Annotated in this window: 15 protein-coding genes; 6 read left to right on the top strand and 9 right to left on the bottom strand. The window is 69.5% G+C overall.

Features of this window, described 5'->3' with window-relative positions; all coding sequences use genetic code 11:
* Positions 1 to 35: 35 nt before the first annotated feature.
* Positions 36 to 1,205, bottom strand: a complete 1,170-nt coding sequence (locus H0B56_RS13535) for a 3-ketosteroid-9-alpha-monooxygenase, oxygenase component (protein WP_180893379.1) — start codon at positions 1,203 to 1,205, stop codon at positions 36 to 38.
* Positions 1,206 to 1,281: 76 nt separating this feature from the next.
* Positions 1,282 to 1,794 carry a flavin reductase family protein gene (locus H0B56_RS13540; protein ID WP_180893380.1) on the bottom strand — a complete coding sequence of 171 codons (513 nt, stop codon included), beginning with the start codon at positions 1,792 to 1,794 and terminating at the stop codon, positions 1,282 to 1,284.
* 243 nt (positions 1,795 to 2,037) lie between these two features.
* Here H0B56_RS13540 and H0B56_RS13545 point away from each other — a divergent pair, with 243 nt between their 5' ends.
* The 6 genes from H0B56_RS13545 (at position 2,038) to H0B56_RS13570 (ending at position 8,385) form a co-directional block, all read left to right on the top strand.
* The gene (locus H0B56_RS13545; protein ID WP_343063885.1) at positions 2,038 to 2,862 is read left to right on the top strand and encodes an IclR family transcriptional regulator; all 825 of its coding nucleotides are present in this window, start codon (positions 2,038 to 2,040) and stop codon (positions 2,860 to 2,862) included.
* 78 nt (positions 2,863 to 2,940) lie between these two features.
* Positions 2,941 to 3,627, top strand: a complete 687-nt coding sequence (locus H0B56_RS13550; RefSeq protein ID WP_343063886.1) for a PadR family transcriptional regulator — start codon at positions 2,941 to 2,943, stop codon at positions 3,625 to 3,627.
* A gap of 102 nt (positions 3,628 to 3,729) precedes the next feature.
* On the top strand, positions 3,730 to 5,031 hold the full coding sequence (locus H0B56_RS13555) for a bifunctional 3,4-dihydroxy-2-butanone-4-phosphate synthase/GTP cyclohydrolase II (RefSeq protein WP_180893381.1): 1,302 nt from the start codon (positions 3,730 to 3,732) through the stop codon (positions 5,029 to 5,031).
* A gap of 31 nt (positions 5,032 to 5,062) precedes the next feature.
* Positions 5,063 to 6,355, top strand: a complete 1,293-nt coding sequence (locus H0B56_RS13560; RefSeq protein WP_180893382.1) for a type 2 periplasmic-binding domain-containing protein — start codon at positions 5,063 to 5,065, stop codon at positions 6,353 to 6,355.
* A 33-nt stretch (positions 6,356 to 6,388) separates the two neighbouring features.
* Positions 6,389 to 6,874, top strand: a complete 486-nt coding sequence (locus H0B56_RS13565) for a TRAP transporter small permease (RefSeq protein ID WP_180893383.1) — start codon at positions 6,389 to 6,391, stop codon at positions 6,872 to 6,874.
* The gene (locus tag H0B56_RS13570; protein ID WP_180893384.1) at positions 6,871 to 8,385 is read left to right on the top strand and encodes a TRAP transporter large permease; all 1,515 of its coding nucleotides are present in this window, start codon (positions 6,871 to 6,873) and stop codon (positions 8,383 to 8,385) included. Before H0B56_RS13565 ends, H0B56_RS13570 begins: the two co-directional genes overlap by 4 nt.
* A 67-nt stretch (positions 8,386 to 8,452) precedes the next feature.
* On the opposite strand, the gene H0B56_RS13575 is transcribed toward H0B56_RS13570, so the two are convergent.
* The 7 genes from H0B56_RS13575 to H0B56_RS13605 all read right to left on the bottom strand — a co-directional run bounded on the left by H0B56_RS13575 (position 8,453) and on the right by H0B56_RS13605 (position 17,393).
* Positions 8,453 to 10,081: an amidohydrolase gene (locus H0B56_RS13575; RefSeq protein WP_343063887.1), complete on the bottom strand. Its 1,629-nt coding sequence runs from the start codon at positions 10,079 to 10,081 to the stop codon at positions 8,453 to 8,455.
* Positions 10,078 to 11,556, bottom strand: coding sequence for a purine-cytosine permease family protein (locus H0B56_RS22900; protein ID WP_180893385.1), 1,479 nt, complete (start codon positions 11,554 to 11,556; stop codon positions 10,078 to 10,080). Before H0B56_RS22900 ends, H0B56_RS13575 begins: the two co-directional genes overlap by 4 nt.
* A gap of 37 nt (positions 11,557 to 11,593) precedes the next feature.
* Positions 11,594 to 13,558, bottom strand: coding sequence for an amidohydrolase (locus H0B56_RS13585; protein ID WP_180893386.1), 1,965 nt, complete (start codon positions 13,556 to 13,558; stop codon positions 11,594 to 11,596).
* A gap of 96 nt (positions 13,559 to 13,654) precedes the next feature.
* Complete coding sequence (locus H0B56_RS13590) at positions 13,655 to 15,148, bottom strand: purine-cytosine permease family protein (protein WP_219632705.1); 1,494 nt, start codon at positions 15,146 to 15,148, stop codon at positions 13,655 to 13,657.
* 8 nt (positions 15,149 to 15,156) lie between these two features.
* Positions 15,157 to 15,327 (bottom strand): hypothetical protein, encoded by a 171-nt coding sequence (locus tag H0B56_RS13595; protein WP_180893388.1) that lies wholly within the window; start codon positions 15,325 to 15,327, stop codon positions 15,157 to 15,159.
* 1 nt (position 15,328) lies between these two features.
* Entirely contained in the window at positions 15,329 to 16,273 is a 945-nt protein-coding gene (locus H0B56_RS13600; protein WP_180893389.1) for a nitrilase-related carbon-nitrogen hydrolase, read from the bottom strand.
* A 19-nt stretch (positions 16,274 to 16,292) separates the two neighbouring features.
* On the bottom strand, positions 16,293 to 17,393 hold the full coding sequence (locus H0B56_RS13605) for an agmatine deiminase family protein (protein ID WP_180893390.1): 1,101 nt from the start codon (positions 17,391 to 17,393) through the stop codon (positions 16,293 to 16,295).
* Between the last annotated feature and the right edge of the window lie 21 nt (positions 17,394 to 17,414).

The raw sequence follows: 17,414 nt of genomic DNA on the forward strand, positions 1-17,414 counted from the left end.
CGGGTGCACAGATGTCATCCACCGCAGCAACGCGGTCAGGAACGGGCCAGCACTCGCCCGTGCGCCACGTTCTCAGCGACCTCGGCGCGCCATGCCTCGTTCGCGCGTGTGGTATCGACCTCGAACTCGAACCGCCGAGTCATATCGTCCGTGACATCCCCGGCGTCCACGTAGAACTGCTCGTACCAGCGACGAAGCTGATACACCGGGCCGTCCTCCTCGGACAGCAACGGGTTGTCGATCCGGGACTTGCGTCGCCAGATCGCCACATCCTGCTCGAAACCCTTACCTGCACCCTCGGCGAACCGGGCGGCCATCGCGTTGGCCTCCTCATCGGACAGGCCGGGTTGCTTCTTGACGATCGCCCCCCACTGCAGGACGAAGCTGTCGTAGCTGACCGGGTAATGGCAGTTGATCAACACCGTCTCGATGGTCCTGCCCTCGACCTCGTTCCACAGGTAGTCGATCATGTAGGACGGCCCGTAGTAGGAGGCTTCGGAGCGCAGGTAGTTCTTCCCGCCCGAGTAGCTGGTCCCGGTGTCGGCGTCGTCACGGCTTTCCGAGTGCATGTACTGCGTGGCGACATGCCCCTCGAAGATGTTCTTGAAGTACTGGGGGAAGGCGTAGTGGACGTAGAAGAAGTGCGCCATGTCCACGACGTTGTCGATGACCTCCCGGCAGTTGGCTCCCTCGATGGTGAGCCGGTTCCACGTCCAGTCGCTCCACTCCTCGCTGAACGCGCCCTCGATGCGCGGGATCGTCACGTGCTCCGGCGGCGGGTTGCCCTCGGGGTCGTTCCACACGAACAGCTGCTTGTTCTCCTCGAGCGTGGGCCAAGCCTGGGTACGGGCACGCAGTGGGACGCGGCGGGCGTACGGGATGGACTTGCACCTACCGTCACCGCCCCACCGCCAGTCGTGGAACGGGCAGGCGATCTCGTTGCCCTTCACCTCCCCGTCGGCCAGGTTGCCGCCCATGTGCGGGCAGTACCCGTTGAGGACGTTGATCCTGCCGTCCTGACCCTGGAAGACGACGAGCCGGGTGCCGAATGCGTCGATCTCGTGCGGACGGCCGTCGGTGAACTCCTCGGCGAGGCCGAGACAATGCCACCCGCGGGCGAACCGCGTCGGCGGTGCGCCCGCATCGATGACCCGGGGCCCCTCGTCCGAGGTTGACCCGTTGTTCGCGGTGCTGACCTGACTCATCGTCGTCCTCCCGGGGTGTGTTCCTGCGGCTTGTGCGGTGAGCGGGATTCCCTGGCGAGCGGCACGCCGGGGAGGGTCACCCGGCCGGAACCGCCATCCGGCCGAACGACGAGCCGTAGAACAGCAACGGCGAGGCGTCCCTGCGGATCTCGGAACCGGTGATACGGGCGATCACGATCGTGTGGTCACCCCCGTCGACCTCGCGCTCGACCGAACCGTCGATCCACGCGAGCGCCCCGTCCAGCAGCGGCGAGCCGTTGGGCGAGCTCCCCCAGCCGGATCCGGTGAACTTGTCGGCACCGCTGACGGCGAACCGGCGTCCCATCTCTTCCTGGTCGGCGGCGAGGATGTTCACGCACAGGCTGCCTGCCCGACGGATCCGCGGCCACGTCGTCGACGTCCTGCTCGGGCAGAAGCAGACGTACGGGGGCTCCAGCGACAGGGCGGAGAACGACTGGCACGTGAAGCCGACCGGCTCTCCCTGCCGCAGCGCCGTGATGACCGTGACGCCCGTGCAGAACCGACCCAGAACAGCACGGAGATGTTCATCGTCGGCCGCGTCCGGCGTCGACGTGGTCGCGATCGTCATGTCCTGCCCTCCACACCGACGTTTCGTTTAGGTATATCCCTGTAAGGTATATCTATTAGAAATACTCGCGGCGCCACTGTCAAGGGATCGGCGCCGAAGCACGGAGTCGCAGCGACGCGCATACCGCCACGTCATTCGATGCCGTTCGATGCTTGACATTACTACTAGTAATACTTCTAATCTTAACCTGACAGTACAGAGGGGCAGGTGACGCTCTCCCGGAGAGCGAGACAGGGAGGAGCAGTGACAGCGACAACCAACCCGGCCCCGGCCGCGGCTCGCACAGCACCCATACCGACATCGATGATCGAACGCATGACACTCGTGCTGGACGCGTTCGACGACTCCACGCCTTCGCTCTCCCTCGTCGGACTCTCCGAGCGCACGGGGCTTCCGCGCTCGACCGTGCACCGCATCCTCGACCAGATGGTGCGGCTACGCTGGCTCGCGCACTGCCAGGACGGGTACTGCCTCGGCATCCGCCCGCTCGAGCTGGGCGGCCTCGCCGCGGAGCACAGCCAGGTCCGCGAGGTGGTCGACCCGCTGTTGCACGAGCTGTGCGGGCAAACCGGACTGGTCGCACACCTCGCCGTCCTCGACCAGCGGGAGGTCGTCTACCTCGACAGGGCCGGTGGGCGCTTCGCGGCCGACCTGCCCACGCGAATGGGCGGCCGGATGCCCGCCCACGCCACCGCCCTCGGCAAGGCCATGCTCGCCGGCCTCGACCCGAAGATCGTCGAGGCCAACTTCCGATCCCGTATGGCCACGCCGACCCCGAACACGGTGAGCGACATCGACACGCTGCACCGTGAGCTCGCCCGGGTGCGCAACCGGCACGGGGTGGCCATCGACAGGGAGGAAGCGCTGGCAGGCGTCACCTGCGCTGCCGCTCCGCTTCCCGGGCACCGGAGCGCACCGGCAGCGATATCCCTGTGCGGCGATGCCCGCACGATGCACCCAGAACGCTACGCCCACCTCGTCCTGCACGTGGCGCGTGAGGCGAGCCGCGCCCTTCACCCGCATCGGCGGCGACGGGCGCCGAGCACATCCCTGGGACGGCCCGCATGAGAGAGCAGGTTCCGGCCGTATCCGGCTCGCCGGTCCGGCAGATAGCGCGTAATATGCCTAAGCGATATACTCCGCCGCGTGAACGAGCAACCGGAGCGGGACGAGGACCAGCCTGCCGTCGCTGACCTACCGCCGACCAGCTGGGCCGTCCTCGGCATGTTGTCGTACGCCGACGAGCTGTCCGGCTACGACATCAAGAAGTGGGCGGACTGGAGCCTGCAGTTCTTCTACTGGAGCCCGTCCTACAGCCAGATCTACGGCGAGCTGAAGCGACTGGAACGGCTGGGCTACGCGCACTCCCGGACCGTACTCGGTGACGACGGGCTTCGCGGCAAGCGGATGTACGCCATCACCCAGGAGGGCCTGCACGCGGCCTCGCAGTGGGTCAACCACGCTCCTGTCGAGGCCCCTGTACTCAAACACAGCGTGATCCTGCGCGCCTGGCTCGGGCACATCGCCGAACCGGCGCGGCTACGCGAAGTGCTCCAGGAGCACGTGGACTACGCGGAGAGGATGCGCCAGTTCGCGCAGACCGATGCCGATGGCGCCGCCGCCAATCCGGCTTGGGCCTACCCGACAGCCGTGCTGCGCTGGTGTACCCGTTACTACGAGGCCGAGCGGGACTTCGCCAAGGCGCTGCTCGCGGATATCGAGGCGCTCGCCGAGCAGCCGCCCGCACGAGGAGCCTCTCCCGCCCCCGCGGTCAGCTCCACCCGCGGCACGACCCGGCCGAGCGGGACCGGGCGGCGTAAACCCCGCGGCTGATCTGCCGGCCCACTGCCCTGCCACGCATCACCTCCACCGGGCGCGGGCTTGACATTTCGATTAGTAATACTTCTAATCATTATGTATCAGGTGGAGGTGGTCATGAGCATCCAGCCCGTCGCCGCGCGAGCACACCCCGGCGTGCCCGGTGAACGTACCGGCGTCCCGTTCGACCAGCCGCAACGCGGCGTGGCCGACCTCGCCGCCGGTCGCATGATCGTCGTGGTCGATGACGAGGACCGGGAGAACGAAGGGGACATCGTCCTCGCCGCCGAGATGGCCACGGCAGCCAACGTCGGATTCATGGTGCGCCACACCAGCGGCGTCCTGTGTGTACCGATGGAGGAGCGACGGGCCGATGCCCTTCACCTGCCGCCGATGACGCCGGTCAACGAGGACTCCAAGGGCACCGCCTACACGGTGTCGGTGGATGCGGCCGACGGCATCGGAACCGGCATCTCCGCTGCGGACCGGGCGCACACCATCAGGACCCTCGCGGGCCGGGCCACAGACCCCGCCGACCTCAACCGGCCCGGGCACGTCTTCCCGTTGCGCGCGGTCGAGCACGGCGTGCTCCGCAGGCCGGGCCACACCGAGGCCGCCGTCGACCTCGCGCGGCTGGCGGGCCTGTCCCCCGCGTGCGTCATCGGTGAGATCGTCCGCGACGACGGCTCTGTCGCGTCACTACCGGAGCTGACCACGTTCGCGCGGCAACACGGCATGGCGATCGTGTCCATCGCCGACCTGGTCGAGCACCGGCGGCGCACGGAGCGCACCCTCACCCGGCATGCGGAAGCAGACCTGCCGACCCGCTACGGGAGCTTCCGCGCGGTCGGTTACCAGGACGCGGTCTCCGGCACCGAGCACGTCGCGCTCACCTACGGCGACCCGGCCGGTGACGGCGTGCTCGTCCGCGTCCATTCGGAGTGCCTTACAGGGGACGCGTTCGGCTCCCTGCGATGCGACTGCGGCGACCAGTTCGACGCGGCGCTCGCTGCGATCGCACACGAGGGCCGCGGGGCACTGGTATACCTGCGCGACCACGAGGGGCGCGGTATCGGGCTGACCCAGAAGCTACGCGCCTACCAGTTGCAGGACGCCGGCGCCGACACCGTGGACGCGAACGTGACCCTCGGGTTACCCGTCGACGCCCGCGACTACGCACCCGCGACGCAGATACTCGCCGACCTCGGCACGCGCACTGTCCGGCTGTTGAGCAACAACCCGGCGAAGGAAGCCGGCCTGAGCGAGCGCGGCATCGGCGTCGTCAGCCGCCAACCGCTGCACACCGCACGGACCGAGTACAACATTCGCTACCTGCGCACCAAGCGCGACCGGTTGCATCACCACCTGGCCGGTCTCGACCTCGATCCGGCGACACCGGATCGATGCGCACACCCATGAGCCCCGCTCCGCGAGCACGGGAGAGAAGCCGATGAGCATCAACCAATCACACCCAGGTCGCAGGCGAACCGTTCCGTTCGCGCTGCCACTGGCCACCGCCCTCCTACTTTCGGCGTGCGTCCAGTCCACAAGCGATGGAGCATCCGCCGGAGGACCCGGCGTCGAGCACGGCGCGTCGAAGGAGGCCTACGTCGACGCGCTCGCAGGAGCGGGACAGGTCACGCTGACCATGCAGACCGCGGGCAGCCCCGGCCACTACACCAGCCGGGCGACGGAGCAGTACGCCGAGACCGTCGAGGAGTGGTCCGGCGGAACGGTCGAGATCGAGATCGCCTACGGGGACGCTGTCGCACCTGCGACCGAGATCCCGGATGCGCTCGCCGACGGCAGGCTCGACCTCGGGCTCGTGCTCCCGCTGTACGACCCGTCGCGGTACCCGGTCAACAACGCGCTCGCCGACATCAGCTTTCTCGGCACGCACAGCCCCGTTGTCGGGACGTTGGAGACGACAGCGGGCTTCCTGGAAGCCGCGTTCGATACTCCCGAGCTGACCGAGGAGCTGGAAGGCGAGGGCATCATGCCGCTGCTTCCCTACGCGCCGACGGACTCCGTCGGCATGGCCTGCACCGAACCCCGCACCGGCGCCGACGAGCTACACGGATCGCAGGTCCGGGTCAGTGGCTCGGTGCACGGAGAGCAAACCGAGGCGCTCGGGATGACGCCGGTCTCGCTGTCCTACGAGGAGATGTACGAGGCCCTGCAACGCGGCACCATCGACTGCGCCGCCGCGGCACTGTGGGTGGGGGAATTCGCCGGCTTCCTTCCGGTCGCGCCGGAGTTCACGGTCGGCAGCGAAGCGGCCCTGTCCCGCATCCCGTACAGCCTCGGCATCGGCATGTCGACGTGGGAAGACCTGCCCCTGGCGGCACAGCAGCTTCTGCACGACAGGCTGGACGTCTTCATCGAGGGCATGCTCCGGCACGGCATCTGGGAAGGCATCACAGAGGCACTCGAGGCAGTCGACGAGAACGGAGGGTCCGTCCGCGGCTACGGCGCGCAGGCACGAGAGGAGCTGCACGCGGTCAACGAGACGATCCTCGACGACGTGCGTGCCACTGACGCGCTCGCCGACGGCGAGACGTTCGTGCGCGACACCCGGGAGTCCGTGCGGCACTGGCACGATGTCGTCACCGGCGAGCTCGGCTACGCCGACGAGGGCGGATACGGCGACTTCGCCGAGTGGTACTCCCCTGCGGAGATCGACCTGACGCCGTTCCTCGACCGGCTCGACTCGGATGTGCTGCGCGAGCAGCGCCCGGACTGACCCGCGATCGCAGGAACCCGGGGAGGTCGAGTCATGGCGCGGCAACGGTGGCTGCGGGCGAGTGGCGCGGCGGCCGAGTACGTCGCCGCTGCGGCGTTGCTGGTGATGGCGGTGCACATCGTGGGCAACGCCCTGCTGCGATCGCTGCTGAACCACCCGCTGAGCGGGACGAACGAGTACGTGTCGTACTGGTACCTGCCGGTCGTGGCCCTGCTCGGGTTCGTGGCCGCGCAGCGCCGGGACCAGCACATCGAGGCGCGGCTGCTGTTCGACCGGTTGCGGCACCGCAACCGGATCGAGGTCCATCTGGCGGGGCGCATCGTCGTGCTGGTGCTGTGCCTCGGCTTCGCCGGGTACGGCGCGCAGGAGGCCGTGGACAACTGGCGCATCGGGCTCACCGGCGGGGTGAGTGAGGTGGTCGTCTGGCCCGTCACCTTCGCCGTCCCCGCGGCCTTCGCGGCGCTCGCCGGGCAGACCCTCGCGGACATGCTCACCACTTCCGGAAGGGAGTCACTATGACCGGCTCCCGGGTCGAGCGGGATGGTCCCGGTACGTCCCTCGCGGCAGGCGCGGCTCCGCGCGCCGGTGTCGCGGGCGGCCCCGGCGCCCACCGGAAGGGGGCATGGTGGCCCCGTGTCGCGGCGCCTGCCGTGGCGGCCATCTGTGTGCTGCTGATGTTCGGACCGTTCACCCGCGAGACCGTGGGCGCGGCGGCGATCCTGGCGACCGTCCTGCTGATCTTCCTCAAGGTGCCGGTGGGCATCGCGTTGGCGGCGCCTGCCGTGGCCGCGCTCTACGCGTTACGCGGCCCGCGCACGTTGGAGACCATGCTGGCAACGGTGCCGTTCGACGCGGTGAGCCAGTGGACACTCGGCGTCATCCCGATGTTCGTGTTCATGGGACTGTTGCTCGCCAGGTCCGGTGTCACCGACACCCTCTACACCGCGGCGCGACACTGGCTCGGCTGGCTGCCCGGCGGCCTTGCCATCGGAACCACGGCCGCGGGGACCGGCCTCGCCGCGGTCAGCGGGTCGACGGTAGCCACCACCTACACGCTCGCCAGGATCGGGATCCCGGAGATGCTGCGGGCAGGCTACGACCGCCGAGTCGCTGTGGGGTCGGTCATCGTCGCCGGCTTGCCCGGCCAGCTCATCCCGCCAAGCATCTTCCTGGTGATCTACGCGGGCATCGCACAGGTGCCGGTAGGGCCGCAGCTCATCGCCGGAATCGGGCCGGGCCTGCTGGTGGCGTTCGGTTACGCGACGATGATCCTCGCACTGTGCCGGCTCCGCCCTTCCCTGGCCGGGCGGGGAACCGGCACACGCCTGGACGGCTCGACCTGGCATACCCGGCTGCGCAGCGCGGCACGGTGCTGGCCGGTACCCGTGCTGATAACCGCCGTTGTCGGCAGCATGTTCACCGGCGTGCTCACCGCTACCGAGGCAGGCGCGGCCGGCGCGCTCGGCGCGCTGCTGCTGACCCTGTGGTACAAGCGCACGGACAGGCCGCTGTCGGCGGTCGCAGGCGCCGCGACCGACACCGTAGCCACGGTCGGCTCCGTCTTCCTGCTGTTGATCGGCGCGATGATCCTCTCGCGGCTGCTTGCCGTATCCGGGATCGGAACCGGGTTCGCCCAGTGGGTCACCGAGCTCGGCCTGGGGCGTGTATCGTTCCTTCTCCTGCTCGTGGCGGCCTACCTGGTATTCGGCACGTTCATGGACCCCCTGTCCATCATGTTGCTGACCGTGCCCCTGCTCGTCCCCACTCTCGACACGATGGACATCTCGCTGCTGTGGTTCGGTGTGTTCGTCGTGTTCCTCGCGGAGCTGGCGATCGTGACGCCGCCGGTCGGCATCCTGTCCTTCATCGTGCACCGGATCGTCGCCGACCCCGAGGTCAACGGCGGGCAGACGATCACGCTCGGGGACATCTTCCGCGCTGTCGCCTGGTTCCTGCCGGTCACGCTGGTGATCTGCGTACTGCTCATCGTCTGGCCCGGCATCGCCACGTTCCTGCCGGAGCTGATGTGAGTTGGCACTACGCCCGCATGCCGTAGGGTACGGATACGCTGAGCGCGGACAGGTACAACCGCAGGCGTTACTCGGTCAAGCGTACCGTCCTGCCGCCGACGACCGTACGCATCACCCGCGCCCGTAGCAGCGACTCCGGAGGCCTGCCGAACGTGTCGGAGTCGACGACCACGAAGTCCGCGAGCACGCCCGCGCGCAACGTGCCGAACCGCTCCTCCGCGTGGCAGGCCCAGGCCGAGTCACGTGTGCCGTGCACGATGGACTCGTCCAGCGGCAACGCGTAGTGCGGCAGGAACGCCGGCAGCTCCGGATCGGCAGCCGAGCGTCGCGTGCTGGCGATGTACATGTTCGGCAGCGGCGCGTGCGGGGCTGTCGGCGCGTCGGTACCGAAGGCGAGCCGGGCACCCGACGCGGTCATCTCCGGCCAGGCGAACCCCCTGTCGACCCGCTCGTCTCCGAGCATCGCCCGCCAGTTCTCCATGATCGACGGGTCGGCGTGTACCGGCTGCATGGATGCCGTGACTCCCAGCTCGGCCAAGCGGCCGACGTCGCTGGGGTCGACGTACTCCAGGTGCTCGATGCGGTGCCTGTGCCGCGACGGCCCGTTGACCTCCCTGGCGTGCTCCAGCGCGTCCAGGGCCGTGCGCACCGCGCCGTCCCCGATCGCGTGCAGCGCGATCTGCAGGCCCTCGGCGTCGGCAGCAGCCACCACGGGAGCCAGGGCCTCATAGGGCCAGATCGCCTCGGCGTTGCTGCCGTCCGCGTAGGGGCGCGTCATCGCGGCCGTGCAACCGTCGATGACGCCGTCGACGACGAACTTCACCCCGGTGACGCGCAGGTGATCGGAGCGGTACGTCCGGGCGAGCTCGGCTGCGCTGCGCACGTGTGCCAGCTCCTCTTCCGTGCTGCCCGAGCGGGGAACCAGCCAGTGCGCGACCACCCTCAGGTCCAGGTTCCCGGCCTGCTCGGCGCGCACCATCGCCGCGAGGGCACGCTCGTCCAGCGCCATATCGACCGCGCAGGTGACCCCGCTGGAGAGGTAGGCGTGCACGGCCGTGGCCAGCGCACTGTCGCGTTCGGATTCGCTCGTCAGTTCAGCGAGCCTGTCCCGCACGGCCATCGCCGCGGTCTCCTGGAGGTGGCCGGTGGGCTCACCGGTTTCCGGGTCACGGACGATCTGCCCACCGACCGGGTCCGGGGTCGCCGCGGTGATACCCAGTTCTTCCAGCGCGGCCGTGTTGAGCCACATCGAATGGTAGTCCGCGGCGTCCAGGTACACCGGCCGATCGGCGAGCACCTCGTCGAGCACGGCCCGGTGCGGGGTCCCGTCCGGCACCGCCGAGAACGACCAGCCACGTCCGCGCACGCGGGGCGCGGCGGGATGCTCGTGCGCCCATGCGCCGACCAGGCCCCGGATCTCGTCGAGGTCGCTCGCCCCGGTCAGGTCCGCCTGGCTCAACGCCTCACCACACATCACCACGTGGGCGTGGCCGTCGACGAAGCCGGGCAGCACGAGCGCGCCTGCCAGGTCGATCTCGCGTGCCTCCGCACCGGCGTACCGGCGGACCTCACCGGTGCCGCCGACGGCGGCGATGTACTCACCGCGCACGGCGAACGCCTCCGCCCACGGCCGTTCCGCGTCGCCGGTGAACACGCGGCCGTTGACGTAACACTCCACGGCTGAGCCATCGGTCACGGGACGGGCTCTCCTTCCACACTCGCGGGCCCGCCTGCCGGGCCGCGCGGGACGTAACCGCCCTTGACCGCAGGCCGGACCCACACCGCGGTGGCCACGGCGTAGACCGCAGCGGTCACGACGAATGCCGGTACGGATGCCGAGGTGTACCGGAACGCGGCGGCCGCCTCGAACGTCATCGGGTTCAACAGCAGGTAGTACGTCACCACCCCGGCACCGAGCGCCAGGAACGCAGCCGGGTTGACCCCGCGCCAGAAGGAGTACCGCGAGCGCCCCTCGTCGGCGTAGAGCTCGCGCACGTCCAGCTGCGCGCGGCGAAGCAGGTAGTAGTCGGTGAGGTACACCGCGGTCAGCGGGGCCATCGCCAGCCCGACCCAGGCGACGAACGTGAAGAAGTTGTCGTAGAGCGCAGCAGGCCAGAACACCACGACCCCGGCAGGGGTGTACAGCAGCGCGACGAACAGCGGCCACGGGATCCGCCGCAGCGCGGACCCACCGGCGCGGATCAGCGCGAGGCTTCCCGAGTAGGTCTGCGCCACCATGCTGGTGACGTTGGCGAACGCCACGAACAGCAGCGCGAGCGCGCCAAGCACGACCCCGCCGAGCGGGACCATCCACACCGTCGGGTCGACATCGCCGAGCACCAACGCCGCGAGCGTTCCCACCGTGCCCGCGACCACGCTCGCCAGGAAGATCCCGATCAGGTTGGGCCAGAAGGCGTTGCGCTGGGTGGTGGTCAGCCGCGCCAGGTTCCCCATGATGGTCCACCAGGAGAACCCCGTCGCGAAGCTCAGCTCGAGCGCGATGGTGAAGTTGAGCCCCTTGTCGGCGAACGCGTCGAGCGGAGGCGCCGCGGCGAGCTCGGCGAGGGAGTGCTCGCGCAGCAGCACGACGAGCATCAGCACGGTGAGCACCGCCAGCGCCGGAGCCACGATCTTGTTGATCCACTCGATCGACACCGGACCGCGTACCAGGGTCATCCACGACACCGCCAGCGCGAGCAACGACATGGCGATCACCATCGGGCCCGCCGGGTCGAATTCCACGCCGAACACCGCGCCGAGCACATTGGTCACCGCACGGCCGACCATGATGGCCAGCACGCCGTTCCACCCCGCTATCATGACCGGCATCAGCAGCACGAGCAGGATCCGTACCCCGTTGATGCCGAACACCGAGCGCAGCGCGGTGTACTGCTCGAGACCGTACTTGGCCGACGGCAGGCACGTCGCAAGGGCGACGAGGGACACGCCGACGAGGTTGCCGATCACCGTGGCCGCGATCGCGGTGCGGATCCCGACGAACATCGCGATGGTCCCTCCGGTGAGGAAGGCCCATGTCGCGATCGCCAGTCCCACGTTGACCGAGGTGAACTTCCAGAACCCCCAGATCCGCTCGCCGGGCAGCACGGGAAGCTCGGTGAACTCCCCCGCCGTCGCGGCCGCACGGTCCGGTTTGCGCGGCGCCCGGGCCATCACAGGAACCACCCTCGCTTGTTACGCGGCACGATCGTCACGACCTATCCTCCTCACGCTCGGGTTGCAGTCTGGAGTGGACGACCTCGCCGCCCACCATGGTGTGCAGCACTGTCGTCTCCGAGATGTCGTCGCGCGGTACGTCGAACAGGTTCTGGTCGAGCACGAGCAGGTCGGCCAGCTTCCCGCGCTCCAGCGATCCCGTGACCTCGTCCTGGTGCATGGCGTAGGCGGCGTCGATCGTCATCCCCCGGATCGCCTCGGCCAGTGACAAGCCGGGATCCTCGTTGAGAGTTCCCGCGTACTCGGGGTACTCCGGACCCCAGTCGGCGGCCCGGAGCACGGCCACTTCGAGCGCGAAGAACTGGTCGAGCGGGTCGACGGGGTAGTCGCTCCCGAAGGCGATCCTGGCTCCCGCCTCGTGCAACTGCCCTTCCGGCTGGTACCAGTCCCACCGCTCGGGACCGAGGTAGGGCTTCACGGCGTCCGTCGAGTCCGGAGCGGGTTTGGCCCACTGGTAGGACATCACGGGCAGGACGCCGAGCTGCTCGAAACGTCCGAAGTCGTCCGGATGCACGATCTCGGCGTGCTCGACGGAGGGGCGCGAGTCGGTACCGTGCCCGGCGCCACGGGCACGTCCCTGCCCGTAGCCGTGCCCGGATCCCGCGCCGTCCTCGTGCCCACGGCCCTGGGTGCTGTCATCGCGCATGGCCGCGAAGCTGTCCAGGGACGACCGGACGGCCCGGGAACCGATCGCGTGGACCTTGGTCTGGTAACCGGCCTGATCGAGCGTGGTCACCATCTCGGCAAGAGCGTCCGGGTCGATGTAGAGCTCTCCGTCGTTGTCGCCCGGTACCCACTCCGGCTCATCGTCGGTGCCCACGTTCTCGCGATACGGCTCCAGCAACGCGGCCGTCTGGGCCGGATGCTGCGAGATCCCGTCCATGAAGTACTTCACACCGTCGATCGAGACGCCGGGCTCGGCGACCACGCGCGGTCCCGCGACGTGGTCCGAGCGCCACCGGTGGACCTGCTGGGGGAGCTGGTCGAGATTCTCGAGCTCCGCGCGCATCCGGTCGAGCTCGTCGACGAACCGGTCCAGATCCTCCCCGGTGGCCGCCTGCCCCCGAATCGCGAAGTGGGCACGCGACGTCAGCCCGCCGTCCTCACGGAGCCGAACGAAGTTCTCGACCGTCTCGCCGCTCGCGCCCGGCACGAAGAAACTGGTGATGCCCTCCTCGGCGAAGGTCTCCATGCCGCGGCCCGCCGCCACGACCGGGTCCACCGGCGGAGGTGGCGGGATGACTTCGTCCACGAGCTGCTGCGCCCCGTCGTACAGCCATCCGTCCGGTTCGCCGTCACCGTCCCTACCGATCACGCCGTCGGGCGGGTCCTCGGTCTCGGACGTGATCCCGGCCAGCTCGAGCGCACGCGAGTTGGCCAGCGCGGAATGCGCGAAGACCGAGTACACGATGACGGGCCGGTCGGTGTCGAGCGCGTCCAGTGTGTCCTTGTCCACCTCGGCCCCTCTGGGGCGCAGGAACTGGATGTACCAGTTGTCGACGGGAAGCCAGTCGTCAGCGCCCGTGCCGAACTCGGGGTTGTTCGCACACTCCTCGATGCGGGCCTCGAACTCCGCGACGGTCAACGGCTGGTAGTCGAGGTCGCATCGCGGATGCCCCTCCGAGATGCCGTGGATGTGGGCGTCGTGAATTCCCGGCATGACCATCCGGCCGTCGAGATCGATCACCTCGGTGCCGGCACCGATGAAGCCCTCCGCACCACGGTCGTTGCCCACGTAGACGATGACACCGTCTTCGACCGCGACCGCCTCGGCGACCGACCCCCTCGCATCGGCGGTGTAGACGAACCCGTGCAGCAACACCGTGTCGGCCCCCGCGCCGGACTCGCTGTCTGCCGCGGCTCCCGTGGCTCCGGTCGCGGTGGTCAGAGCCAGGGCTACCGCCCCGATGGCAACGCAGATACGACGCATCGTCCGCATCGCAGGACACCTCCTGTTTATCGGCTCGCTGACTCGCCTGCGACCACCGCGCCTGTCGACCGGCACGCCGCTGTACGGATCGCGAGGGTCTGTGGGTTAACGCACCGCAGCCGGTCGCTCGGTATCGGCGGCATCCGGCCCAGCGGGCACCGACGCTGCTGCCCCGGTGGGCGGGCCGTAGCCGCCCTTGCCCGCTCGGGCCACCCACAGCACCGTCAGCGCTGCGTGCAGCACGGCCGTGACGACAAGGGACGGGACCGATGCGGTCAGGTACCGGAACGCCTCGGCCGACTCGAAGGTCACCGGGTCGAGCAGCAGGTAGTAGGTCAGCGAGCCCGCCGCGACCGCGACGAGCGCTGCCGGGTTGAACCCGCGCCAGAAGGAGTACACCGAGACCCCGTCGGGCTCGTAGAGCTCACGCACCAGCAGGCGGCGCCGCCGCAGCACGAAGAAGTCCGTGATGTAGACCGCCGTCAGCGGCGCCATCGCCAGCCCCACCCACGCCATGAACTTGAAGAACTGGTCGTAGAGCACCTCGGGCCAGAACGACATCACCGCGGCGGGCGTGAACAGCAGCGCGACGAACAGCGGCCACGGGATGCGCCGGACCACCGAGCCCGCCGCCCGCACCAGCGCGAGCCCTTCGGCGTAGGTCTGCGAGACCATGCTCGTGACGTTGGCGAAGGCGATGAACAGCAGCGCGAGCGCGCCGAGCGCCACACCGCCGATCGGGATCATCCACACCGTGGGGTCCTCCGACCCCACCACCAGCGCGGCGAAGGTGCCGACGGCACCCGCGACCACGGTGGCCCCGAACAGGCCCACGATGTTCGGCCAGAACGCGTTGCGCTGGCTCGTGGTCAGGCGGGCGAGGTTGCCCATCATGGTCCACCAGGAGAACCCCGTCGCGAAGCTCAGCTCCACGGCCGCGGCGAAGTTGAGCTGGTCGTCGGCGTAGGCCTCGAGGGGTTGCGCCGCGGCCAGCTCGCCGAGCGAGTGATGTCCCAGCAACAGGACAAGCATGACCACCGTCAGCACCGACAGCACCGGCGCGACGAGCTTGTTCACCCACTCCAGCGAGACCGGCCCGCGGGAGAGGACCAGCCACGACATCGCGACCGCGAGCAACGACAGCGCGATCACGACCGGCCCGTTCGGGTCGAACTCGGTGCCGAACGCGGCACCGAGCACATTGGTCACGGCCCGGCCGAACATGATCGCCAGGATCGCGTTCCAGCCCGCGAGCGAGACCGGGAGCATCACGGCGATGAGCACGCGCACACCGTTGGTACCGAACACCGAGCGCAGCGCGGTGTACTGTTCCAGCCCGTACTTGGCCGACGGCAGGCAGGTCGACAGCGCGACAAGGACCACGCCGACCAGGTTGCCGATCACCGTGGCCGCGATAGCCGTCTTCGCCCCGGCGAACAGCGCGATCGACCCGCCGGTGAGGAAGGCCCAGGTCGCGATCGCCACGCCGACGTTGACGGAGGTGAACTTCCAGAACCCCCAGATCCGCTCGCGGACGAGCACGGGGAGTTCGGTGAACTCGCCTGCCACCGACGAGTCACGGCTGGGATCCGATGTCACAGACGCCTTCACCACGGGTACCCCCATGCGAGCATCGCGATGATCAGGACAAGGCTCGCCGCGGCCAGCCATGCCAGCTCGCGCCCCGGAAGGTCCGCCCGTGCGGGGTCGTGGAAGTCGGGGTCTTCGATGATGTCCAGTCTGCGGTCGAGCTCGCGGCGGAACTCTGCGGAGTCCATCTCAGTCCTCCTCGGTCAGCGCGCCGTAGGTGTCGGGGCGCCGGGTCTGCAGGAACGGGAAGAGATCCAGCCAGTCACGGCGCTGGTCCAGATCGAGCGGGGCAACAAGGACCGCGTCCGCGTCGCGCGGGGCGGAGGCGAGCACGCGGCCGTACGGGTCGGAGATGAAGGACGACCCGTAGAAGCTGATCACGCCCTCGTCGCCCCAGCGGTTGGGCACCACCATGAACGTGCCGTTGGCGATGCCGTTGCCGATGATCACCTGGCGCCACAGTGGCTGGGTGTCGAAGTCGGGATGGTCGGGTTCTGACCCGATCGCGGTCGGGTACACCAGCACCTCGGCACCGCCGAGCGAGTAGGCCCGTGCCACCTCGGGGAACCACTGGTCCCAGCAGGTCGGCAGGCCGAACCGGGCACCGGTCGGGGTGAGCGTGCCGGGCAGCTCGACGACCGGGTACGCGTCGCCGCCCGCGGGCCCTCCCCTGAAGTAGCGGTCCTCGTAGTAACCGGCCGTCTTCGGGATGTGCAGCTTGCGGGTGCGCCCGAGCAGCGTCCCGTCCGGAGCGACCAGGATCGCCGTGTTGTAGCCGCGCCCGTCCGGCCCGTCCGCCCACTCGAACAGCGAGGCGTGCACCGCGACACCGGCATCGGCTGCCGCCTTCGCCGCGAACGTGTACGTCGGGCCGGTCTCGAGGTCCTCGGCGGTCGCCGCGGCGTCGCCCTCCGGCAGGGTGTCGGCCGGGTACCGCGACAGTGTCAGCTCGGGCAGGCACACCACGCGAGCGCCCGCGCCCGCGGCGAGCTCGATGCCCTCGGCGAGTACCCGCTGATGCTCGTCGGCGTCGGCGTGCCACCGGGTCTGCACGAGCCCGACCGCGAGCGGGTCCCGCTCCGGCTCGGTGACCCTGGCCGGGGACGGTCGGCGTTGCGCCGTGATCAGCCGCATGTCCATTCGCTCCTCGTACTCACGGACCCTCTGCGGGTGCCGGTTGTTGCTGGGTGATGCAGTGGACGCCGCCGCCGAAGGCGAACATCTCGCGCGCGGCGACCCGCTCGACCACCCGTCCCGGGTAGGCACGCCGCAGCACGTCGGCGGCGACCTCGTCGTGCGGGTCGTCGAACGCGGGCAGCACGACCACCCCGTTGGCGACGTAATGGTTGACGTAGGAGTAGTCGGTCGGCCGCCCGTCGGTCTCGTAGCCTGCCTCGGGGGCTGGCAGCTCCACGACCTCGAGCTGCCTGCCCCGCGCATCGGTACTGCCACGCAGCAGCGCGGCGGCCTCGGCGGAGACCTCGTGGTCGGGATGGTCCGGGTCGTTCTGGGTGTGCACGGCCACGACCCCCGGCCGCAGGAAGGTGGCGAGCAGATCCACGTGCCCCCGCGTACCGAACGTGTCGTAGTCGCGGCTGAGCCCGCGCGGCAGCCAGATGGCCGCGGACGTACCGAGCCGGGCGTGTACCTCGGCCTCCACCTCCGCGCGGGTCCAGCCGGGGTTGCGCCGGTGGTCGAGCTGCACCGTGTCGGTGAGCAGGACGGTGCCCTGCCCGTCGGTGTGGATGCCGCCGCCCTCGGTGACCAGCGGGGACGGCCGTGCCGGGCACCCGGCCAGCTCCGTCACGTGGCCGGCGAGGTGGGCGTCGCGCTCCCATTCCGCCCAGTCCTGGTCACCCCAGCCGTTGAACACCCAGTCGACCGCGGCCACGCCCGAGGCCGACGCCGCGTCCCGCACGAACGTGGGGCCGGAGTCGCGGATCCACGCGTCGTCGATGGGCAGCTCGACCACGTCCACCTCGGCGGGCACCATCGACCGTGCCGCGCCCGCCTGGCCGGTGCCTGCGACCAGCGTGACCGGCTCGTACCGCACCAGCGTGCGTGCCACCTCGGCCCACGCGCGGCGGGCAGCGCGCAGCGTGGCCGACCCCTCATCGCCGAACGTGTCGTTCGGTGGCGGGAAGGCCATCCAGGTGCGCTCGTGGGCGCACCACTCGGCGGGCATCAGCGCGCCTGCGCCGGGTGATTCTCCGTCCGCGACACCCCCGGCTATCCCGGGAGCCGGTTCGGCCATGGTCACTCTCCCTACAATGAG

It is taken from the genome of Haloechinothrix aidingensis (assembly GCF_013450155.1).
In the GTDB taxonomy this organism is placed as follows: Bacteria; Actinomycetota; Actinomycetes; order Mycobacteriales; family Pseudonocardiaceae; genus Haloechinothrix; species Haloechinothrix aidingensis.

Bases quoted from the DNA above. Each gene is read 5' to 3' on its own strand.
- H0B56_RS13565 (WP_180893383.1), top strand. From the start codon at position 6,389: ATGGCGCGGCAACGGTGGCTGCGGGCGAGTGGCGCGGCGGCCGAGTAC.
- H0B56_RS13540 (WP_180893380.1), bottom strand. From the start codon at position 1,794: ATGACGATCGCGACCACGTCGACGCCGGACGCGGCCGACGATGAACAT.
- H0B56_RS13560 (WP_180893382.1), top strand. From the start codon at position 5,063: ATGAGCATCAACCAATCACACCCAGGTCGCAGGCGAACCGTTCCGTTC.
- H0B56_RS13595 (WP_180893388.1), bottom strand. From the start codon at position 15,327: ATGGACTCCGCAGAGTTCCGCCGCGAGCTCGACCGCAGACTGGACATC.
- H0B56_RS13605 (WP_180893390.1), bottom strand. From the start codon at position 17,393: ATGGCCGAACCGGCTCCCGGGATAGCCGGGGGTGTCGCGGACGGAGAA.
- H0B56_RS13585 (WP_180893386.1), bottom strand. From the start codon at position 13,558: ATGCGGACGATGCGTCGTATCTGCGTTGCCATCGGGGCGGTAGCCCTG.
- H0B56_RS13555 (WP_180893381.1), top strand. From the start codon at position 3,730: ATGAGCATCCAGCCCGTCGCCGCGCGAGCACACCCCGGCGTGCCCGGT.
- H0B56_RS22900 (WP_180893385.1), bottom strand. From the start codon at position 11,556: ATGGCCCGGGCGCCGCGCAAACCGGACCGTGCGGCCGCGACGGCGGGG.
- H0B56_RS13535 (WP_180893379.1), bottom strand. From the start codon at position 1,205: ATGAGTCAGGTCAGCACCGCGAACAACGGGTCAACCTCGGACGAGGGG.
- H0B56_RS13570 (WP_180893384.1), top strand. From the start codon at position 6,871: ATGACCGGCTCCCGGGTCGAGCGGGATGGTCCCGGTACGTCCCTCGCG.
- H0B56_RS13600 (WP_180893389.1), bottom strand. From the start codon at position 16,273: ATGCGGCTGATCACGGCGCAACGCCGACCGTCCCCGGCCAGGGTCACC.